The sequence below is a fragment of the Planobispora rosea genome (genome assembly GCF_014648175.1).
Taxonomy (GTDB): domain Bacteria; phylum Actinomycetota; class Actinomycetes; order Streptosporangiales; family Streptosporangiaceae; genus Planobispora; species Planobispora rosea.
In genome coordinates, this window is sequence record NZ_BMQP01000005.1 from 196,924 (window position 1) to 217,446 (window position 20,523).

Sequence of the window (20,523 nt, forward strand, 5' to 3'; positions counted from 1 at the left end):
CGCCGCGGCGACGCGGGAGGACCCGGCCGGCCTCACTGGAGGGGGTCCTGCAGGGTGAACGCGCCGTCCTTGACCACGAGGATCTGGAAGCCGCCGTTGGCCAGGGTGTGCTCGGGGGTGAACCTCAGCGGCCCGGAGAACATCGGGAAGCCGTCGACCGCCTCCAGCGCGGCGATGATCTTGGTCCCGTCGGTGCCGCCCGCCTTGGCGATCGCCTCGGCGGCCAGCCGTACCGCGTCGTAGGACTGGTTGGAGTAGGGGCCGGGATCGGCGTTGTACTTCTTCTTGTAGGCCGCGATCCAGTTCTCGGCGCCCCGGAGGGTCTCCGGGGTCTGGGTCATGGTGGCGTAGACGCCCTCGGCGGCCTCGTCCCCGGCGATCTCGGCGAGCTTCGGCGAGACGGCGCCGTCGGCGACCATGATCGCGCCCTCGTACCCGGCCTGGCGGAGCTGGCGCGCGATCAGCCCGCCCTCCTGGAAGTACCCGGTCCAGTAGACGAAGTCGGGCTTCTTGGCGAGCACGTTGGTGATGTTGGCGCTGTAGTCGCTCTCCTTGGGCGTGACCGCCTCGGTGATCACGACCTGATCGCCGAGCAGTCCCTGGGCGCGCACGGCGATGTCCTTGGAGTAGCTGGTGTTGTCGTGCATGAGCGCGACGCTCTTCGCACCCTGCTTGGCGATCCACTTCTGGGCGGCCTCGGCCTGCTGGGAGCCGGTGCCGTTGATCAGGAAGACGTGCTTGAGCTTCTGGTCGACCAGTTCCTGGGAGTTGGCCGCCGGGATGATCATCGGGATGTTCGCCCGGCCGAAGATGGGCAGGGTGGGAAGCGTGGCACCCGAGCAGTAGCCGCCCACCGAGACGTGCACGCCCTCGGTGACGAGCTTGTTGGCCGCGGCCGAGGCCGACTGCGGGTCGCAGGCGTCGTCGGCGGTCTTCAGCTGCAGGGTGCGGCCGAGCACTCCGCCCTTGGCGTTGATCTCGTCGACGGCGAGCTGCGCCGCGTTGCTCATGTAGGGGCCGATGGCCGCCTCGCTGCCCGACTGCGGGATGAGCATGCCCAGGACGATCGGGCCCTCTCCGGTGGCGGCCTCGTCCCCGCCGCCGAGCAGGCCCTGGCCGCACCCGGCGAGCAGGAGGACGGCGAGGGTGAGTGACGCGAGGGATTTCAGGGGGGTGGCGCGCATGGGGTGGCTCCTCACATCGAGTGATGTGTGACATTGCACGCGCGCCGGATGCTCCCGTCAAGAGGCGGGGCCGAAGCGCCGGGTCACGGCTCCTCCGGTCCCTTCCCGCGTGTCATGACGTCCGGATCCGTCCCGCGGCGATGACCAGTACACCGCCGAGGACCGACAGGGTGAGATTGGCGAAGATCTCGTAACCGGTCAGGAAGCCCACGTTCGGGATCACGAAGCGGTTGAAGGCGTTGAGGAACACGCCCAGGAAGGGCTGGACGGCCAGGTGGTCGACGGTCCCGCTGATACCCGCGGCGACCAGGTAGAGCCCGAGGAACTGGACGGCTTTGCGCATGCCATCACGGTACGGATCCGGCCCCCGCGGGCGGATCCGTCGTGGGCATCTCCGGCCGCGTCCAAAGTCGCCGCTCCGGCGCACCGCGATCGACCAAAGTATCGGCCGCCTCCCGGGACCCGGTCGACGCACCGGCCGCCGCCTCCCGGGAGCCCGGTCACGGCGCCGGGCGATGTCGCGGGCCCGGCAGGACGGCGCGCCGTCAGGGCCGTCCGGGGCCCGGCGGCAGCAGGGCCCGGAGGGCGGCGCGGACGGCCTCGAGGTCCACCGCCTCGGGAGCGACCCGCCACTGGGCGTGCACGCCGATGACGGCCCCCACCATCAGGATCGTGAACGCCTCCGGAGTGGTTCCCTGCGGGAGCGCACCGGCCGGTATCCGGGCCCGCACCCCCTGCCGGAGCGCCGCGTGCAGCCGCGCGTAGTGCTCGCGGATCGGCGAGTCCACCTCCACGGCCTCGGCGAGCAGGGTGATGAACAGGCGCGTGCCCGGCAGGCGGATGAAGTCCATGACCTGGTCGAGCGGGTCGGCGGGGCGTTCCCCCGCGGGCGGTGTGAGACCGGTCAGCACGGCCTGGAGCCGGTCGTCGACCACCGCCTCCAGCAGGCCCAGCTTGTTGCCGAAGTGCCAGGGGATGGAGCCGCGGCTGATGCCGGCCCGCTCGGCGATGTCGATGAAGCTCGTCTGCCGGTATCCCTTCTCGGCGAAGAGCTCGGCGGCGGCCGCGACCAGCAGCCGGCGGCTCTCCTGCGTCCTCTCGATGCGTCGCGTGGCCATGCGGTCCATCTAATCAGGTATGCCGGATGACAGAGCAAATGCTGATCAATATAGCCTGTGTCAATCAGCATAGAAACGAGGAGGTTCTCCATGCGCTGGGTGACCTACGCCACGGACGCCGGAGACCGCGTCGGCGTGATCGGCCAGGACCGGATCCATCCCGTCGCGCCGGACGTCGATCTGGTCGAGCTCATCGGCCGGGGCGCCGAGGAACTGCGGGCGATCGGCGAGACGGCCCTGGCCTCGACGGCACGGACGGTGCCGCTGGCCGGGACCAGGCTGCGCGCGCCGATCCCGCGCCCGCCCTCGGTCCGCGACTGCCTGTGCTTCCTGGACCACATACGCAGCTGCCGGCAGGTCACCGGCCAGCCGCGCACGCTCGACAACGCCTGGTACGAGATCCCGGCCTTCTACTTCGCCTGCCCCGCCACGATCGTCGGCCCGTACGACGAGGTGGCCGTCCCGCCCGGCAGCGCCTGGTTCGACTTCGAGCTGGAGATCGCCGCGGTCATCGGGCCCGGCGGCCGGGATCTCACCCCGGAGCAGGCCGAGGAGCACATCATCGGCTACACCGTCTACAACGACTGGTCGGCACGGGATCTGCAGCTGCGCGAGAGCCCGCTGGCCATCGGCCAGGCCAAGGGCAAGGACGGCGCGACCACTCTCGGACCGTACCTGGTCACCCCGGACGAGCTGGAGCCCCACCGCCGCGACGGCAGGCTGGCCCTGCGGGTCGAGGCCGCCGTCAACGGCCGGACCATCGGCTCGGGCCGCACCGACGCCATGGACTGGAGCTTCGGCGAGGTCGTCTCCTACGCCTCGCGCGGCGTCGACCTGCTGCCCGGCGACGTGTTCGGCTCGGGCACCGTACCCGGCTGCTGCCTCATCGAGCACCTGTCCATCGCCGACCCGGCGGCCTTCCCCGGATGGTTGCGGGACGGCGACGTCGTGGAGCTGACGGTCGAGGGGCTGGGCCGTACCCGCCAGACCGTCCGCGCCTCCGGTGCGCCGTACCCGCTGGCCCGCAGGCGCAACCCCGACGAGAAGCCGCGGCTGCCGCGCGTCAACCGCGCCCCGGCGAAGCTGCCCTACACGCGCGGGCTGCACGAGATCGGCACGGGCGTGTGGGCCTGGCTGCTGCCCGACGGCGGGTACGGCTGGAGCAACGCGGGCCTGGTCGCGGGCGAAGGGGCCTCCCTCCTGGTCGACACCCTGTTCGACCTGCCGCTGACCGCCGAGATGCTCGACGCCGTGCGCCCGATCACCGACCGCCACCGGCGCGCACACGATCGTCCCCGGCCACGGCCCGGTCACCGACCCCGACGGGATCCGCGCGGTGCGCGGCTACCTCGCCCACGGGGTCGAGCAGGCGGACGCCGCCCACTCCCGCGGCCTGTCCTTCTCCGAGGCGATCGGGGCGGTGGACCTGGACGAGTACGCCACCTGGCTGGACTCCGAGCGGATCGTGGTCAACGTCCACCGCCGCTACCGCGAGCTCGACCCCGCCACACCCGAACTGGACCAGCTGACGCTCATGGCCATGATGGCCGAAAGGGGACTCTCGTGAAACTGCCCGAGACCGCGCACACCTCCCGCCCGTGGCGCGTCCACGAACTCACCTCCGACTTCTCGATCGAGGACGTGTGGTCGTTCCGCACCCCCGGAGCCGGGCCCGGCGACTTCCCGGCGATGCTCGCGGCGATGCGGACCGCCGGGGGCCTCGCCGGGCAGACCGGGCCGTCGCGGTTCCTGTTCGCCCTCCGGTGGAAGCTCGGCGCCCTCTTCGGCTGGGACACGCCGTCGGCGGGCGTCGGCGCGCGGGTGGCCTCGCTCCGCGACCGCCTGCCCGCCGACCTCCGCGACGCACCCCGCGGCCCGGACAGCGAGAGCATGCCGCTCAAAGCCGTCTACGAGCTCGACACGGAGGCCGCGCGCGAGCTGGCGAACAAGACCGTGCACACCGTGATGCACCTCGGCTGGGTCCGGGGGGCCGACGGCGACCACGAGCTGCGGATGGCCGTCCTCGTCAAGCCCAACGGCTGGTTCGGGCGGCTCTACATGGCCGCCATCGCGCCCTTCCGGTACCTCGTCGTCTACCCGGCCCTGACCCGGCAGTGGGAGCGCGCCTGGCGCGAGCGCGGCCGCGACCAGGACCGCCCGGGTCACGGGTGAGCGCCCGTCCGCCGGGATCCGGCTTCCTCCGTGCCGCCGGTGAACTCCCGGGCCCGGCTACAGGAGGAAGCCCTCGGGGAAGGGGTCGCGGGGGTCGAGGAAGTACTGGGCGGTGCCGGTCACCCACGCCCGCCCGGTGATCCGGGGGATCACCGCGGGCAGCCCGGCCACGGACGTCTCCCCGGCGAGCCTGCCGGTGAACCGGGTGCCGATGAACGACTCGTTGACGAAGCTCTCGCCCAGGGCCAGCTCACCGCGGGCGTGCAGCTGGGCCATCCGGGCACTGGTGCCCGTGCCGCACGGCGAGCGGTCGAACCAGCCGGGGTGGATGGCCATGGCGTGCCGGGAGTGCCGGGCGTCCGAGCCGGGGGCGGCGAGATAGACGTGGTGGCAGCCCCGCACCCGGCCGTCCAGCGGGTGCACCGGCTCGTCCTCCTCGTTGATCGCCTCCATGATCGCCAGTCCGGCCTCCAGGAGCCGCTGCCCGTACGCGCGGTCGTAGGGCAGGCCGAGCGCCTCCAGCCGCACGATCGCGTAGAAGTTGCCGCCGTAGGCCAGGTCGTAGCCGACCTCGCCGAAGCCCGGCACCTCGACCACCCGGTCCAGGCCGGCGCTGTAGGAGGCCACGTTCGTGAGGGTCACCTCCACGGCGGCGCCGTCCTCCACCCGCACCTCGGCCGTCACCAGGCCCGCCGGGGTGTCCAGGCGGACGACGGTGACCGGCTCGGCCACCTCGACCATCCCGGTCTCCACCAGGACGGTGGCCACGCCGATGGTGCCGTGCCCGCACATCGGCAGGCATCCGGAGACCTCGATGTACAGGACCCCGTAATCGGCGTCGGGCCGGGTCGGCGGCTGCAGGATGGCCCCGCTCATCGCCGCGTGGCCGCGCGGCTCGTACATGAGCAGGGTGCGGACGTGGTCCAGGTGCCTGACGAAGTACTCCCGCCGCTCCGCCATGGTCGCGCCGGGGACGACTCCCACCCCACCGGTGATCACCCGGGTCGGCATGCCCTCGGTGTGGGAGTCCACCGCGTGGAAAACCCTTCTCGTCCTCATTCTTCTCCTTCCGGAGGCGTTCTCAGCGCAGGCCCGAGGCGAGGGCCTTCTCCGTGGCGGCGCGGACGACCGCCCCGTCCCCCGGGTCCAGCGGGAGCCGGGGCGGGCGGCACGGGCCGCCGCGGCGTCCGGCCAGGTCCATGGAGAGCTTGATGGCCTGGACGAAGCGCGGGCGGGAGTCCCAGCGCAGCAGCGGGTGCAGCGCCCGGTAGAGCGGGAGCGCGGCCGTCAGGTCCCCGGCGACGGCGGCCAGGTAGAGCGCCACGCAGGACTCGGGGAGCGCGTTGGGGTAACCCGCCACCCACCCCACGGCCCCGGCCACCGCCAGCTCCAGCAGCACGTCGTCGGCCCCGGCCAGCAGATCCAGGCCGGGCGCGAGCTCGGCGATCTCATAAGCCCGCCGGGCGTCCCCGCTGAACTCCTTGACCGCCGCGACCAGGCCCTCGGCGTGCAGCCGGGCCAGCAGCGCCGGGGTCAGGTCCACCCGGGTGTCGAAGGGGTTGTTGTAGGCCACCACCGGCAGGCCCGCCCGCGCCACCTCCCGGTAGTGCTCGATCACGGTCCGCTCGTCGGCCGGGTAGGCGTTCGGCGGGAGCAGCATCACCGCGCCGCAGCCGGCGTCCCGGGCCTGCTCGGCCCAGCGGCGGGCCTCCCGCGCGCCGTACGCGGCGACCCCGGGCATGACCCGGTCCCCGCCGACGGCCGCCACCGCGGTCTCCACCACCCCGGCCCGCTCCTCCGGCGTCAGGGTCTGGTACTCGCCCAGCGAGCCGTTCGGCACCACGCCGTCGCAGCCGCTGTCCACCAGCCACCGGCAGTGCTCGGCGTAGGCGCCGTGGTCGACGGACAGATCGTCGCCGAACGGCAGCGCGGTCGCCACCATCACGCCGTGCCAGGGCTTCGCGCGGGTCGCCGTCTCCGGGATCGCCGTCTCCGGGATCGCTGTCATCGGGATCACCCTTCCGTGGGGGGACGGGGCGCCTCGGCGGGAGCGCCGGGCGGGCCGGGAGGGGGCGCCTCGGCGGCCATCCCGGCGAGGTCGCCGAGCCGGACGGGCTGGGCGATCGGACGGTGGAACGCCGCAGGGCCCGCGCCGGGCCGGGCCTGCCCGCCGTCCCGGGAGTCACCGGCCGCGGCGCCGCCCGCCAGGCGGGAGACCGCGTAGCCGCACATCCGGCCCTGGCACCAGCCCATCCCGGCGCGGGACAGCGACTTGACCGAGCGCGCGTCGGTGGCGCCCAGCTCCACGGCCTCACGCACGGCCGACAGCGGCACCTCCTCGCACCGGCAGATCAGGGTGTCGTCGCGCAGCCAGCCCCGCCAGCCGGGCCGTACCGGGTACGCCTCCCCCAGCGCCCGGGCGAAGGCGGCCAGGCGGTCCCGCCGCCGGGACAGGACCGGGTCCGGCGGGACGCGGCGGCCCAGGTCGGCGGCGACGGCCCGGCCCGCGATCCGTCCCTCGGCCTCGGCCAGTACGGCGCCGCCGACGCCGGTGGTCTCCCCGGCCGCGTAGACACCGGGCACGCTGGTGCGCATCCCCGCGTCCACGGTGACGGCGAGGTCGCCGTAGGGGTCGGCGCGCAGGGCGCAGCCGAGCTGGACGGGCAGGTCGAGCTGGGCGACGAAGCCGTAGCCGCAGGCGAGGGTGTCGCACGCGACCGTGCGGGTCGCGACCGGACGCCAGTCCCGGTCGAGGTCCGCGATCGTGACGTGGGTCAGGGCGTCGCCGCCGTGCGCCTCGATCACGGCCTGACGGCCGCGGTAGGGCACCCGGTGGCGGGCCAGGCGCGCGCCGTACCCGAACGCCTCGGCGAGCTTGCCCGCGGCCAGGAACGGATGCCGGGTCAGGCCGCCCCGGCCGCCCGCCTCGTGCACGCCGAGCACGCGGGCGCCCGCGGCGGCCAGCCCGGCGGCGACCGGGAGCAGGAACGGCCCGGTCCCGGCGACCACCACCCGGCGGCCCGCGACGACGAGGTCCCCCTTGAGCAGCGCCTGGGCGGCGCCCGGGGTGAGCACGCCCGGCAGGTCCCAGCCGGGGAACGGCAGCGGCCGGTCGTGCGCGCCGGTGGCGATCAGCAGCCGCCGCGCGGTGACCGTGCGGGGCCGTTCCTCCCGATCCCCCGCCAGGCAGCGTACGGTCACCGTCCCGCCGTCCCGTCCGACCGCCCAGACGCGGTGGCCGGTCAGCACGTCCGCCCGCCCGGCGAGGTCGTCGCACTGCCGGGTGAAGCGGTCGAGGCCGCGGTGGAGCGCGCCGGGCCGCGCGGCGCGGAAGCCGGGGGCCGGGCGGCGGAAGTACTGGCCGCCGAGGCGCGGGGCGGCGTCGAGGAGGACCACGCCGAGCCCGGCCAGCGCGCCGGTCAGCGCGCCGGCCACCCCGGCGGGCCCACCGCCGATCACCGCGAGGTCGTAGTCCGGGGTCATCGGCCCGCCTCTCCCGGCCCGTCACCGCCGGGAGACCGCGTCCCCTCCCGCCGTCCACCGGAAGATCGTTCCGGTGGACGGGCGGGCGCGTCCCCCGTGGCGACCCGGTCGCCGGGGCGGGCCTCGGTCAGGCAGGCGCGCAGGGAGGGCACGCCGTTGACCGTGACCAGGCAGTCGAAGCAGACGCCGATGCCGCAGAACAGCCCGCGCGGGCGGCCACCGGACCGGGTGGCCCGCCAGGAGCGGATGCCCGCGCCGTACAGGGCGGCGCCGATGGTCTGGCCGGGGACCACCGGCACGGTCCCGCCGTCCGTCTCGATCGTGAACCCCGGCTCCGGGCGCGCCCGCACCAGCCGGCGCGCCCGGGACGGGGCCGGTTCCGGGGACGGGCCGGAGGATGGCGCGGGCGTCATGGGTGCTCCTCCCCGAAGCGGTCCGGGCGGAAGGGGGCGAGGTCCAGATCCGGGCGGTGCCCGGCCAGGAGCTGGGCGATCAGGTGGCCGGTGGCCGGGGCCAGGCCGATGCCCGCGCCCTCGTGACCGCAGGCGTGGTAGAGGCCCGGGGCCCGGGGGTCCTCGCCGATCACCGGGAGATGGTCCGGGCAGTAGGGGCGGAAGCCGCAGTAGGCCCGGATCACCCGCCGCCCCGCCAGGGCCGGGAAGAGCGCGACGGCCTGCGCCGCGAGCCTGCCGAGAACCGGCACGGACAGGGCCCGGTCGAACCCGGCCCGCTCGCGGCTGGCGCCGATGAGCACGGTCCCCGCGGGTGTGCCCTCCACCACGGCGGAGGTCTCCAGTCCCGCGGAGTCGCTGGCCACGGCGGTGACGTAGGCGGCGGTGTAGACCTTGTGCCGGACCAGCGGCCGGTCGAGCGGCTCGGTGACCAGGACGAAGCCGCGCCGGGGTAGGACGGGCACCCGTACCCCGGCCAGCGCCGCGAGCTCGCCGCCCCAGGTCCCGGCGGCGTTGACGACGGCCCCGGCGAGGATGTCGCCGCGGTCGGTCCGCACACCCGTCACGCGGTCGCCGTCGCGCAGGAACCCGGTGACGGTGACGCCGGTGCGCACGGCCAGGGCGCCGGCGCCGAAGCTCCCGGCGCCCCGGCGGAGCAGTCTCGCAGCCGCGAGCATGGGATGGACCTGGGCGTCCTGCGGGTAGAGCACGCCTCCCGCCAGGCCCTCCGCCAGATGGGGCTCGTAGTCGCTCAGCTCGTCCGCGGTGACCGTGACGTGCTCGACACCCCGCTTCCCGGTGAGGGCCGCGGCGGCGGTGAGCCCTCGCAGCGTCTCCGCGGTCTCGGCGACCACCAGGCCGCCCTTGGCCTCGAACTCGAACCCGCCCACGTGATCCGCCAGGTCGCGCCAGAGGCGGTTGGACAGGAGCGCGAGATCGAGTTCCGGGCCGGGCTCCTTGTCGGAGACGAGGACGTTGCCCTCTCCCGCGCCGGTCGTGCCGCCCGCCACGGGTCCCCGGTCCACGACCTCCACGTCCAGCCCGGCCCGTGCCGCGTGGTAGGCGCACGCCGCGCCGACGATCCCGGCGCCGACCACCACGATGTCCGGCACGGTCCACCTCGATTCCGCAACGCCGCCCTCTGTAAAATGTCACATACTTCTGTATGGATCAATGGCCCGGTCACGGCATGGCAGGGCGACGGCGGGACCACCACTCCCGCCACCTACGATGAGAGCCGTGACGCAGCTCCTCGACCGTTCCCGCAACCCCTTCGCGAACCTGCTCCGGAGCGTGTGGTCGCCCACGGCGGCCACCATGCGGCGGTGGGCCCTGACCGCGATCGTCGTCAACGCCGGGATCACGGTGACGGGCGCGATCGTGCGGGTGACCGGTTCGGGGCTGGGCTGCCCGACCTGGCCGCGGTGCACCCCGGACAGCTTCGTCCCGGCCGCCCACGAGGGGATCTCGCCGGTCAACACGGTGATCGAGTTCGGCAACCGGCTCCTGACCTTCCTGGTCCTGGTCGTGGCGGTGGCCTGCGTGGTCGCCGCGCGGCGGCTGCCGGTCCGCCGCCGCGGCCTGGTCCGCCTGGCCTGGATCCAGCCGTACGGCGTGGCCGTCCAGGGACTCTGGGGCGGCGTGGTGGTGCACACCCTGCTCAACCCGGTCACCGTGAGCATGCATTTCCTGTTCTCCGTCGGCATGACCGCCGCGGCCTGCGCGCTGTACGCCCGCGCCGGGGAGGGGGACGCCCCGCCGCAGCGGCTGGTCCACCGCGACCTGCGCACCCTCGGATACGTCCTGGTCGGCGCGGTGCTCCTGCTCATCGTCGCGGGGATGGTGGTGACCGGCACCGGCCCCCACTCCGGCGACGAGCTGGCCTCCCGTCTCCCCTTCGACATCGAGACCGTGGCCAGGATCCACGCCGACGTCGCCTACCTGGTGGTCGGCCTGACGTTCGCGCTGCTGTTCGCACTGCACGTGACCGACGTGCCGGGACCGGCCCGGCGGGCGGCGCTGACGCTGCTGGGCGTGGAACTGGCCCAGGGGGTCGTCGGCTACGTCCAGTACTTCCTGGCGGTGCCCGCCTTCCTCGTCGGCCTGCACGTGCTGGGCTCGACGCTCGTGTGGATCTGCACGCTGCGGGTGGTGTTCGCGATGCGGATCAGGGGCCCGGTCGGGAAGCCGGCCGAGAACTCGGACAAACTAGACATAGTTCCGGCGTAGCGGCCACACTGATCCGATGCCCCCACTCTTCCGGAAGAGACCGTCCCGGAGAACCCTGCGGCGCTCCTACCAGGCGGCGGTGCTCCTGAGCGTTCTGGCGATCTCCCCGCTCACCTGGGCCTGGCTGTCCAGCAGCGGGCACCGTACGGTCGCCGGCTCCTCCCCCGACTGGATCTCCGAGGTCCCCGGGGCCCCGGCGGCGCTCGTGTTCGGCGCCGGCGTCCGCGGTACCCATCCCAGCTCCATGCTGGCCCGGCGATTGGACGTCTCCGCCCAGTTGTACCGGGCGGGCAAGGTCCGCGCGATCCTGCTCTCGGGCGACAACAGCAGGAAGGACTACGACGAGCCGACCGTGATGCGGGACTACCTGATCGCGCGCGGCGTCCCCGCCCGGACACTGGTCCTGGACCACGCGGGCTTCGACACCTGGGACTCCTGCGTCCGCGCCCGCGACGTGTTCGGGGCCACCCGGGTGACCGTCGTCACCCAGGTCTTCCACCTGCCCCGGGCCGTGGCGCTGTGCCGCGCCGCGGGCCTGGAGGCCTTCGGCGTGGGCGACGACTCCAGCAGGCAGTGGGCCGCGGCCACCTACGGCTACGCGGCCCGCGAGTTCGTCGCCTCGGCGAAGGGGCTCATGGACTCCCTCGTGAACTCCGCCCCCGTCTTCCCCGGCCCCCGCGAGACCACCCTCGACGCCGCCCTCCGGTCCGGGTGACGCTGGGACCGTACGTCGATGTACGGGCGGGCGGTGCTCAGCCGGGGGAACGGGTGCTCTGGCCCGGGGCGGGGAAGTTGCGGCGGGCCTCGGCCATGCATGCCAGCAGGGCGTGCTGCTCGTCGTTGAACGTGCGTTCGTCGATCACGTGCCGGGCGGCGCGTTCGTGGAGCAGGCCGAGTTCGGTGGCGGCCAGCTGGTAGTCGCTCATCGCCCGCAGGCCGGGCCGCCCGCCGTGCGCCATGGCCCACTTGCGGGCCTGCCGCCGGCCGGGAAGCGAGGAGAGCATGTGGAGGTCGTACGGCGCGACCAGGCCGGTGGGCTGGTAGGCGGGCAGGTAGGCGTGGATCAGGCCGACGATGCGGCGGCGGTCCTGGATGATGATCCCGATCAGTGAGAACAGCACGATCATCAGCAGCAGGTAGGCGGCGGCCAGTCCGGGGAAGCCCGCGTAGGAGGCGAAGCCGTTCCAGATGCCGTGCAGCAGCATCGCGCCGGCCCAGCCAGCCGCGATCACACCGGCCCGTCCGGGGCCGTGCCGCTGCGCGGTGTAGGCCACCGCGATGCCGATCATCGAGGTGAACAGGGGGTGCGCGAACGGCGACAGGACCCCTCGCAGCACGACGGTCACCGCCAGTCCCTGGGCGCCCATCTCGTCGAGCGCGGCCACGTAGTAGCTGACGTTCTCGCTCATCGCGAAGCCGAGGCCGACCATGCTCGCGTAGATGATGCCGTCGGTGGGGCCGTCCAGCTCCGCCCGCCGGAACCGGAGCAGGCCGAGCAGGACCAGCCCTTTCATCGTCTCCTCGACCACCGGGGCGCCGAAGGTCGCGGCGACGTTGCGCGCGTCGGCCTGGCCGATCAGGTCGGCCTGCCCGAGATAGATCAGGTTGAGCGTGTTGATGACGCCCGCCACCAGGACGGCCACGCCCGCGCCCCAGCCGAAGGCGAAGATCAGGTTGCTGCGCGGCTCGGGCTCCATGCGGTCCAGCGCGAGTACCGCCGCCAGCAGCACCGGGACCGGGGCGAGTGCCAGCGCCAGCGCGATGAAGAAGAACACCGGGTCGCCGTTGAGCACGTCGAAGGAGAACGACACCAGCGCGCACAGCCCGGTCACGACGAGCCCGGAGATCAGCGCGACGGAGGGGCGGTCCTTGAACACCCACCGGGGATCACGGCTCGACATGGAGAAACCGTAACCGATCGTCGTCCGGGTGTCCCCTCGCCCCGCTCCCCCGGGAGCCGGAGCGCTCCGGGGAGCGGGTGCCCGGGGCTCAGCGGAACAGCCCGCCGGGAGGAACGGCTCAGACGAACATGGAGTCGATCGCCACGGCGAGGAAGAGCAGCGCCAGGTAGGCGTTCGACCAGTGGAAGAAGCGCATGGGGCGCAGGTCGACGCCGGTCTTGCCGGCGTTGAGGCGGGTCAGCAGCGCGTGGGCCTCCCACAGGCAGACCGCGCCGAGGACGGCGGCCACCGCCGGGTAGATCGGCGTGGTGCCCGCGACGGGCCACAGCAGCAGCGAGCAGGCCACGGTCGCCCAGGTGTAGGCGATGCTCTCCAGCACCACGCGGCGCTCGGTGGCGACCACCGGGAGCATGGGGACCTTCGCCGCGGCGTAGTCCTCCTTGTAGCGCATGGCCAGGGTCCAGGTGTGCGGGGGCGTCCAGAAGAACACCACGCCGAACAGCACCACGGGGGCCCAGTCGAGGCTGCCGGTGACGCCGGCCCAGCCGATCAGGACCGGCATGCAGCCGGCGAGCCCGCCCCACACGATGTTCTGGGCGGTGCGCCGCTTGAGGATCATCGAGTAGACGAGGACGTAGAACAGGTTGGCGGCCAGCGAGAGGCCGGCGGCGAGCCAGTTGACCGTGAGCCCGAGGCCGAGGGTCGACAGCACCCCGAGGATGAGGCCGAAGATCAGCGCGTTGCCCGGCGGGACCTGCGCGCGCGCCAGCGGGCGGCGGCGGGTGCGGCGCATCGTCGCGTCGATGTCGCGGTCGACGTAGCAGTTCAGCGCGTTCGCGCTGCCCGCCGAGAGGGTGCCGAAAACCAGCGTGTTGACGGCGGTCCACAGCGGCGGCAGTCCCTTGGCCGCCAGGAACATCACCGGCAGCGTCGTGATCAGCAGCAGCTCGATGATCCGCGGTTTGGTCAGGGCGACGTAGGCCTTCACGACCTCGCCGAAGGAGCGCGGCGCGGCGTTCGCCGCCGCGTCCTCCTCAGGCCTCGCGAACGGGACCTTCGGCTGCTCGGCCGTCGCTTGCTTGTCGGTCAGCACCATCTAGGGCGCTTCCTGCACGTGCGGGGTCAACGCGTAACCTCTGATCAGACGGGTGCGGGATGCGAGCGTATGCGGGCGTCATCCGGCTCCATGGTCGGCATTCGTGGTCCTCACTGTAGTTGCACCTGTGGCCGGTCCCGGCACGGGGGCACGGACCGCCCGGCACGTCACCCCATATGGGGTAGTTCGTCCACTCTCTTCTGACTCCTGATGACTCCTGGCGACTCGCCTACCGGACCTTGCGCCACGGTGACCGGGCCGAACCGTTAGGGTCCGATGTGGGCGGGAAATGCCACAGCAACGGCACCATCACAACTAGATCCGGAGATCGAGCACTTGAGCAGCGAACTCGTGCCAGCCCTCGAATGGAGCGACCTGGACCGACAGGCGGTCGACGTCGTGCGGGCCCTGGCGATGGACGCGGTAGAGAAGGCGGGATCGGGACACCCCGGTACCGCGATGAGCCTGGCCCCCGCCGCATATCTGCTTTTCCAGCGCACGATGCGGCACGACCCCTCCGACCCCACGTGGGTGGGCAGAGATCGTTTCGTGTTGTCCTGCGGGCACACCAGCCTGACCCTCTACATCCAGCTCTACCTGTCGGGGTACGGCCTCACCCTGCACGACCTGGAGATGCTGCGGCAGTGGGACAGCCTGACCCCGGGACATCCGGAGCACGGCCACACCGCCGGCGTGGAGACCACCACCGGCCCGCTCGGCCAGGGCATCGGCAACGCGGTCGGCATGGCGATGGCCGCCCGCCGCGAGCGCGGCCTGTTCGACCCGGACGCCGAGCCCGGCACCAGTCCGTTCGACCACATGATCTGGTGCATCGCCTCCGAGGGTGACATCGAGGAGGGCATCAGCCACGAGGTCAGCGCCCTGGCCGGCCACCAGAAGCTGGGCAACCTGGTCGTCCTCTTCGACAGCAACCACATCTCCATCGAGGACGACACCCAGATCGCGCTGAGCGAGGACGTCGTCAAGCGCTACGAGGCGTACGGCTGGCACGTCCAGACGGTCGACTGGACCCAGACCGGCGAGTACGTCGAGGACGTCCAGGCGCTGAACGAGGCTCTGGAGGCCGCCCGCCGGGTGACCGACAAGCCGTCGTTCATCCGGCTGCGCACCGTCATCGGCTGGCCCGCGCCGAACAAGCAGAACACCGGCAAGATCCACGGTGCGGCGCTGGGCGAGGCGGAGATCGCCGCGACCAAGAAGATCCTGGGCATGGACCCGGAGAAGTCCTTCAACGTCCCGGACGCGGTGCTGGAGCACGCGCGCCAGGTCGTCCAGCGGGGCCGTGCCGCCCGCGCCGAGTGGGAAACCGTCTACGAGCGCTGGCGGGCCGCCAACCCCGACCGCGCCGCCGCGTTCGACCGGATCTCCCGGCGGGAGTTCCCCGAGGGCTGGTGCAAGGCGCTGCCGACCTTCGAGACGGGATCGTCCATCGCCACCCGCAAGGCCTCCGGCGAGGTGCTCAACGCGCTCGCGCCGGTCCTGCCCGAGCTGTGGGGCGGCTCGGCCGACCTGGCCGAGTCCAACAACACCACGATGAAGGGCGAGCCGTCCTTCATCCCCGAGGAGTTCCAGACCAAGGAGTTCCCCGGCGGGCCGTACGGCCGGACGCTGCACTTCGGCATCCGCGAGCACGGCATGGGGGCGATCCTCAACGGCATCGCCCTGCACGGCGGCACCCGCCCCTACGGCGGCACGTTCCTGGTCTTCAGTGACTACATGCGCCCCGCCGTACGGCTCGCGGCGCTGATGAAGCTGCCGGTCACCTACGTGTGGACGCACGACTCGATCGGCCTGGGCGAGGACGGACCCACCCACCAGCCGGTGGAGCACCTGTGGGCGCTGCGCGCCATCCCCGGGCTGGACGTCGTCCGCCCGGCCGACGCCAACGAGACCGCCGCCGCCTGGCGGGCCGTGCTGGAGCACACCGACCGCCCCGCCGCGCTGGCGCTGACCCGGCAGAACCTGCCGGTCTACGAGGGCACCGCCGACCACTGCAAGGTCGCCAAGGGCGGCTACGTCCTGCAGGACGCCTCCGACGGCCAGCCCAGGGTGGTCCTGATCGGCACCGGCTCGGAGGTCGAGCTGGCCGTCAAGGCCCGCGAGATCCTGGAGGCCGAGGGCATCCCCACGCGGGTCGTGTCGATGCCGTGCGTCGAGTGGTTCCAGGCCCAGGACTCCGCCTACCGGCAGACCGTGCTGCCCCCCGCGGTGCGGGCGCGCGTGGCCGTCGAGGCGGGAATCGCACTGGGCTGGCGGGAGTTCGTCGGGGACGAGGGGGTAGTGGTGAGCCTGGAGCACTTCGGCGCGTCGGCTCCCTACAAGACCCTTTTCGAACAGTTCGGCCTCACCGCCGAGCGGGTGGTCGCCGCGGCCAAGGGCAGCCTGGCCAAGACCGGGGCCGACAAGGGCGAGACGACGGGAAACTGAGCATGAGCGAGATCATCAAGAACCTTTCCGGGCACGGCGTGTCCGTCTGGCTGGACGACATCAGCCGCGAGCGCCTGCGTACGGGCAATCTGGAGACCCTGATCCGCGAGAAGGGCGTGGTCGGCGTCACCTCCAACCCGACGATCTTCGCCTCGGCGCTGAGCAAGGGCGACGCCTACACCCCCCAGCTGCACGACCTGTCCATCCGCGGCGTCGACGTGGAGGAGGCCGTCCGCGCCATCACCACCTACGACATCCGCTGGGCCGCCGACGTGCTGCGGCCGGTCTACGACGCCACCGGCGGCGTCGACGGCCGGGTCTCCCTGGAGGTGGACCCCCGCCTGGCGCGGGAGACCGACAAGACGATCGCCGAGGCCCGCGCGCTCTGGTGGATGGTCGACCGGCCCAACCTGATGATCAAGATTCCGGCGACCGTCGAGGGGCTGGCGGCGATCACTCAGGCCCTGGCGGAGGGCATCAGCGTCAACGTCACGCTGATCTTCTCCCTGGAGCGCTACCGCGCCGTCATGGACGCCTGGCTGGCCGGTCTGGAGCAGGCCAAGGCCGCCGGCCTGGACCTGTCGTCGATCGAGTCGGTGGCGTCCTTCTTCGTCAGCCGCGTGGACACCGAGATCGACAAGCGCCTGGACAAGATCGGCTCCCCGGAGGCCGCGGCGCTCAAGGGCAAGGCCGCGGTCGCCAACGCGCAGCTGGCCTACGCCGCCTTCGAGGAGGTCATGAACTCGCCGCGCTGGCAGGCGCTGCGCGACGCCGGGGCCCGTCCCCAGCGCCCGCTGTGGGCCTCCACCGGCACCAAGGATCCCAGCTACCCCGACACCCTCTACGTCGACGAGCTGGTCGCCCCCGGCACGGTCAACACCATGCCGGAGAAGACCCTCGACGCCGTCGCCGACCACGGGAAGATCACCGGCGACACCGTCCGCGGCTCCTACGAGCGGGCCTGGAACAGCATGGCCGCGCTCAAGGAGATCGGCATCGACTACGACGACGTGGTGCGCGCGCTGGAGGAGGAGGGCGTGGAGAAGTTCGAGGCGTCCTGGAACGAGCTCCTGGCCACCGTCACCGCCGAGCTCCGGAAGGCGTGAGACATGGCTGCGACGCCCACGTATGTGACGATCGCCGAAGAACGCCTGGCCGAGCAGACCGCGGAGACGATCCAGCGGCTCGTCTCGGAGGGGGTCCACGAGGCCCTGGCGAACGGCGACCCGACGCTGTGGGGCGAGGACGCGCAGGCCGAGGCGGCCGTCCGCCTCGGCTGGCTCAGCCTCCCGCTCACCAGCCGGGAGCTGCTCCCGGAGATCGGCAAGCTGGTCGAGCGGGCCCGCGCCGAGGGCCTGGACCACGTGGTCCTGGCCGGCATGGGCGGCTCGTCCCTCGCCCCCGAGGTCATCTGCAACACCGCCGACGTGCCGCTGACCGTGCTCGACACCACCGACCCCCACCAGGTCCGCCGCGCCCTGGCCGACCGGCTCGACCGGACCGTCGTCGTGGTGGCCAGCAAGAGCGGCGGCACCGTCGAGACCGACAGCCACCGGCGGGTCTACGAGAAGGCCTTCCGCGACGCCGGGATCGACCCGGCCGGCCGGATCGTCGTGGTCACCGACCCCGGCTCGCCGCTGGAGCAGGCCGCCATCGAGGCCGGCTACCCGGTCATCCTGGCCGACCCCAACGTCGGCGGCCGCTACAGCGCCCTGTCGGCGTTCGGCCTGGTGCCCAGCGCGCTGGCCGGGGCCGACGTCGAGAAGCTCCTCGACGACGCCGCCGAGGTGCGCCCGCTGCTGGCCCGGGCCGAGGGCAACCCCGGCCTGGACCTGGGCGCCGCCCTGGGCGCCGCCGCGCTCGCCGGGCGCGACAAGCTCGTCCTCGAGGACAGCATGTCGGAGATCAACGGCCTGCCCGACTGGATCGAGCAGCTGGTCGCCGAGTCCACCGGCAAGTCCGCCAAGGGCATCCTGCCGGTCGTCGGGGCCGACCCGAACGAGACCGACGACGAGCTGGTCGCCGGGATCGAGTCCGGGGGCGCCGTGACGGTCAGCGGCCCGCTGGGCGCCCAGTTCCTCATCTGGGAGTACGCCACGGCGATCGCCGGCCGGGTCCTCGGCATCGACCCCTTCAACCAGCCGAACGTGACCGAGTCCAAGGAGAACACCGGCGCGCTGCTGGCCGCCGGCGAGCTGCCCGCCGACACGCCCGCCCTGGTCGAGGGGCCCGTCGAGGTGTACGGCGCCGAGGCCGAGGGCGCCAAGGACCTGCGGGAGGTGCTCACCAGGCTGCTGCAGGCCATCCCCGAGAACGGCTACATGGCGATCATGGCCTATCTCGACCGGGAGGCGGCCTTCGACGCCCCCGTGGCCGACGGCGCCTCCTTCGACGACATGACCGACGCCTGGAGCGCGGCCGACCCGCTCACCCTGCGGGGCCTGCTCGCGGCCAGGACCGACCGGCCCGTCACCTTCGGGTGGGGCCCCCGGTTCCTGCACTCCACCGGCCAGTACCACAAGGGCGGGCCGCAGAACGGCGTGTTCCTGCAGATCACCGGGGCCAACGAGGGCGACCTGGAGGTCCCCGGCAAGCCGTACACCCTGGGCCGGCTCCAGCTCGCCCAGGCGCTCGGTGACCAGGGCGCCCTGGTCAAGCGCGGCCGTCCGGCCGTACGGCTGCACCTGACCGACCGCGCGGCCGGGGTCGCGCACCTGCTCGCGGCGGCGCGGGAGCTGTGATGACCGAGGGAAGCCCGGGGACGGGAAGTCCGGAGAAGACGGGGAGCCCGGGGAAGACGCGCATCGGGGGGACCGCGGTCACCACGGTCACCGGTGCCACCGAGGAGTCGGTGGCCGCCGCCGTCGCGGCGGCGACCACCGCCACCACCGAGGCGGCCGTGTCCGCCAACCCGCTGCGCGACCCGCGGGACAAGCGCCTGCCCCGCGTGGCGGGGCCGTGCGTGCTGGTGCTGTTCGGCGTGACGGGTGACCTGGCGCGCAAGAAGCTGCTTCCGGCGATCTACGATCTGGCCAACCGGGGGCTGCTGCCCCCGGGCTTCTCTCTGGTCGGTTTCGCCCGCCGCGAATGGCGCGACCAGGACTTCGCGCAGCTCACGCATGACGCGGTCAAGCAGCACGCGCGTACGCCGTTCCGCGAGGAGGTCTGGAAGCAGCTGTCGGAGGGCATCTTCTTCTGCCCCGGGGAGTTCACCGACGACGGCGCGTTCGACGCGCTGGCGATGATGCTCAAGGAGATCGACGAGACCCGGGGCACCGGCGGCAACTACGGCTTCTACCTGTCGGTGCCGCCGAAGTTCTTCCCGGTCGTGGTCGAGCAGCTCAAGCGGACCGACCTGGCGCACGGCCCGGAGGGGGCCTGGCGGCGCGTGGTGATCGAGAAGCCGTTCGGGCACAACCTGAAGAGCGCCCACGAGCTCAACGCGATCACCAGCGCGGTCTTCCCGGAGAGCTCGGTGTTCCGCATCGACCACTATCTGGGCAAGGAGACCGTCCAGAACATCATGGCGCTGCGGTTCGCCAACAACCTGTTCGAGCCGATCTGGAACCGCGGGTACGTCGACCACGTCCAGATCACGATGGCCGAGGACATCGGCATCGGCGGCCGGGCCGGTTACTACGACGGCATCGGCGCGGCCCGCGACGTGATCCAGAACCACCTGCTCCAGTTGCTGGCGCTGGTGGCGATGGAGGATCCGACCTCCTTCGACGCCGACTCGCTGCGCCGGGAGAAGGAGAAGGTCCTCAAGGCGGTGCAGCTCCCGCAGGACCTGGCGCGCTCCACGGCGCGCGGGCGCTACGCGGCGGGCTGGCAGGGCGGCCAGCAGGTCGTCGGCTACGCCCAGGAGGAGGGCATCCCCTCCGACTCCATCACCGAGACCTACGCCGCGATCAAGCTGGAGATCGCCAACCGCCGCTGGGCCGGGGTCCCGTTCTACCTGCGCACCGGCAAGCGGCTGGGCCGCCGGGTGACCGAGGTCGCCGTGGTGTTCCAGAAGGCGCCGCACCTGCCGTTCAGCAAGGACGACACCGAGATCCTCGGGCACAACGCGCTGGTGATCCGGGTCCAGCCGGACGAGGGCATCACGGTGCGCTTCGGCTCCAAGGTGCCGGGCACCGCGATGGAGGTCAGGGACGTCTCGATGGACTTCGCCTACGGCGAGTCGTTCATGGAGTCCTCCCCGGAGGCGTACGAGCGGCTCCTGCTGGACGTGCTGATCGGCGACCCGCCGCTCTTCCCGCACCAGCGGGAGGTGGAGCTCTCCTGGAAGATCCTCGACCCGATCGAGGAGTTCTGGGCCTCCCAGGGCGTGCCGGAGGACTACCCCGCCGGCAGCTGGGGTCCCGCCTCGGCGGACGAGATGATGGCCCGTGACGGGCGCGTCTGGAGGAGGCTGTGATGACGGGCTTCACGCCCAGC

The 20,523-nt window shown here is 72.7% G+C and carries 17 protein-coding genes; 7 read left to right on the plus strand and 10 right to left on the minus strand.

Features of this window, described 5'->3' with window-relative positions:
• Positions 1–32: 32 nt before the first annotated feature.
• The 3 genes from IEZ08_RS07075 to IEZ08_RS07085 form a co-directional block, all read right to left on the minus strand.
• A complete protein-coding gene (locus tag IEZ08_RS07075; RefSeq protein ID WP_189241866.1) occupies positions 33–1,184 on the minus strand; it encodes a branched-chain amino acid ABC transporter substrate-binding protein in 1,152 nt (383 codons plus the stop codon).
• Between the two features lie 112 nt (positions 1,185–1,296).
• Positions 1,297–1,527, minus strand: a complete 231-nt coding sequence (locus IEZ08_RS07080; protein WP_068924127.1) for a hypothetical protein — start codon at positions 1,525–1,527, stop codon at positions 1,297–1,299.
• A 202-nt stretch (positions 1,528–1,729) separates the two neighbouring features.
• On the minus strand, positions 1,730–2,302 hold the full coding sequence (locus IEZ08_RS07085) for a TetR/AcrR family transcriptional regulator (protein WP_068928890.1): 573 nt from the start codon (positions 2,300–2,302) through the stop codon (positions 1,730–1,732).
• 90 nt (positions 2,303–2,392) lie between these two features.
• Between IEZ08_RS07085 and IEZ08_RS07090 the strand changes: the two genes are divergently transcribed.
• Entirely contained in the window at positions 2,393–4,474 is a 2,082-nt protein-coding gene (locus IEZ08_RS07090) for a DUF2867 domain-containing protein (protein WP_203863274.1), read from the plus strand.
• Positions 4,475–4,531: 57 nt separating this feature from the next.
• Here the strand turns inward: IEZ08_RS07090 and IEZ08_RS07100 are convergent, their stop codons facing one another.
• Genes IEZ08_RS07100 through IEZ08_RS07120 form a run of 5 tightly spaced genes read right to left on the minus strand, consistent with a single transcriptional unit; the run spans position 4,532 to position 9,521 of the window.
• Complete coding sequence (locus IEZ08_RS07100; RefSeq protein WP_189241868.1) at positions 4,532–5,533, minus strand: proline racemase family protein; 1,002 nt, start codon at positions 5,531–5,533, stop codon at positions 4,532–4,534.
• A gap of 22 nt (positions 5,534–5,555) precedes the next feature.
• Positions 5,556–6,482 (minus strand): dihydrodipicolinate synthase family protein, encoded by a 927-nt coding sequence (locus tag IEZ08_RS07105; RefSeq protein WP_068928891.1) that lies wholly within the window; start codon positions 6,480–6,482, stop codon positions 5,556–5,558.
• 5 nt (positions 6,483–6,487) lie between these two features.
• On the minus strand, positions 6,488–7,957 hold the full coding sequence (locus IEZ08_RS07110; protein WP_189241869.1) for an FAD/NAD(P)-dependent oxidoreductase: 1,470 nt from the start codon (positions 7,955–7,957) through the stop codon (positions 6,488–6,490).
• Positions 7,954–8,370 (minus strand): (2Fe-2S)-binding protein, encoded by a 417-nt coding sequence (locus IEZ08_RS07115; protein ID WP_189241870.1) that lies wholly within the window; start codon positions 8,368–8,370, stop codon positions 7,954–7,956. The genes IEZ08_RS07110 and IEZ08_RS07115 overlap by 4 nt, the downstream gene beginning before the upstream one ends.
• The gene (locus tag IEZ08_RS07120; protein WP_189241871.1) at positions 8,367–9,521 is read right to left on the minus strand and encodes an NAD(P)/FAD-dependent oxidoreductase; all 1,155 of its coding nucleotides are present in this window, start codon (positions 9,519–9,521) and stop codon (positions 8,367–8,369) included. Before IEZ08_RS07120 ends, IEZ08_RS07115 begins: the two co-directional genes overlap by 4 nt.
• 118 nt (positions 9,522–9,639) lie before the next feature.
• Between IEZ08_RS07120 and IEZ08_RS07125 the strand changes: the two genes are divergently transcribed.
• Together IEZ08_RS07125 and IEZ08_RS07130 are read left to right on the plus strand one after the other, a co-directional pair.
• Positions 9,640–10,638, plus strand: coding sequence for a COX15/CtaA family protein (locus IEZ08_RS07125; RefSeq protein ID WP_189241872.1), 999 nt, complete (start codon positions 9,640–9,642; stop codon positions 10,636–10,638).
• 16 nt (positions 10,639–10,654) lie between these two features.
• Positions 10,655–11,353, plus strand: a complete 699-nt coding sequence (locus IEZ08_RS07130) for a SanA/YdcF family protein (RefSeq protein ID WP_189241873.1) — start codon at positions 10,655–10,657, stop codon at positions 11,351–11,353.
• 37 nt (positions 11,354–11,390) lie between these two features.
• Here IEZ08_RS07130 and IEZ08_RS07135 read toward each other — a convergent pair whose 3' ends face one another.
• Both IEZ08_RS07135 and IEZ08_RS07140 read right to left on the minus strand, forming a co-directional pair.
• Positions 11,391–12,539, minus strand: coding sequence for a PrsW family intramembrane metalloprotease (locus IEZ08_RS07135; RefSeq protein ID WP_068924134.1), 1,149 nt, complete (start codon positions 12,537–12,539; stop codon positions 11,391–11,393).
• A gap of 118 nt (positions 12,540–12,657) precedes the next feature.
• Positions 12,658–13,635, minus strand: a complete 978-nt coding sequence (locus IEZ08_RS07140; protein ID WP_068924135.1) for a heme o synthase — start codon at positions 13,633–13,635, stop codon at positions 12,658–12,660.
• 414 nt (positions 13,636–14,049) lie between these two features.
• Here IEZ08_RS07140 and tkt point away from each other — a divergent pair, with 414 nt between their 5' ends.
• The 4 genes from tkt to zwf are packed head-to-tail and all read left to right on the plus strand — an operon-like array spanning position 14,050 to position 20,503.
• Positions 14,050–16,083, plus strand: coding sequence for a transketolase (gene tkt, locus IEZ08_RS07145; protein WP_229802970.1), 2,034 nt, complete (start codon positions 14,050–14,052; stop codon positions 16,081–16,083).
• A gap of 2 nt (positions 16,084–16,085) precedes the next feature.
• Positions 16,086–17,189, plus strand: coding sequence for a transaldolase (gene tal, locus IEZ08_RS07150; RefSeq protein WP_189241874.1), 1,104 nt, complete (start codon positions 16,086–16,088; stop codon positions 17,187–17,189).
• 3 nt (positions 17,190–17,192) lie between these two features.
• Entirely contained in the window at positions 17,193–18,824 is a 1,632-nt protein-coding gene (locus IEZ08_RS07155; RefSeq protein ID WP_189241875.1) for a phosphoglucose isomerase-related protein, read from the plus strand.
• The gene (gene zwf, locus IEZ08_RS07160) at positions 18,824–20,503 is read left to right on the plus strand and encodes a glucose-6-phosphate dehydrogenase (protein ID WP_229802962.1); all 1,680 of its coding nucleotides are present in this window, start codon (positions 18,824–18,826) and stop codon (positions 20,501–20,503) included. Before IEZ08_RS07155 ends, zwf begins: the two co-directional genes overlap by 1 nt.
• Positions 20,504–20,523 lie beyond the last annotated feature (20 nt).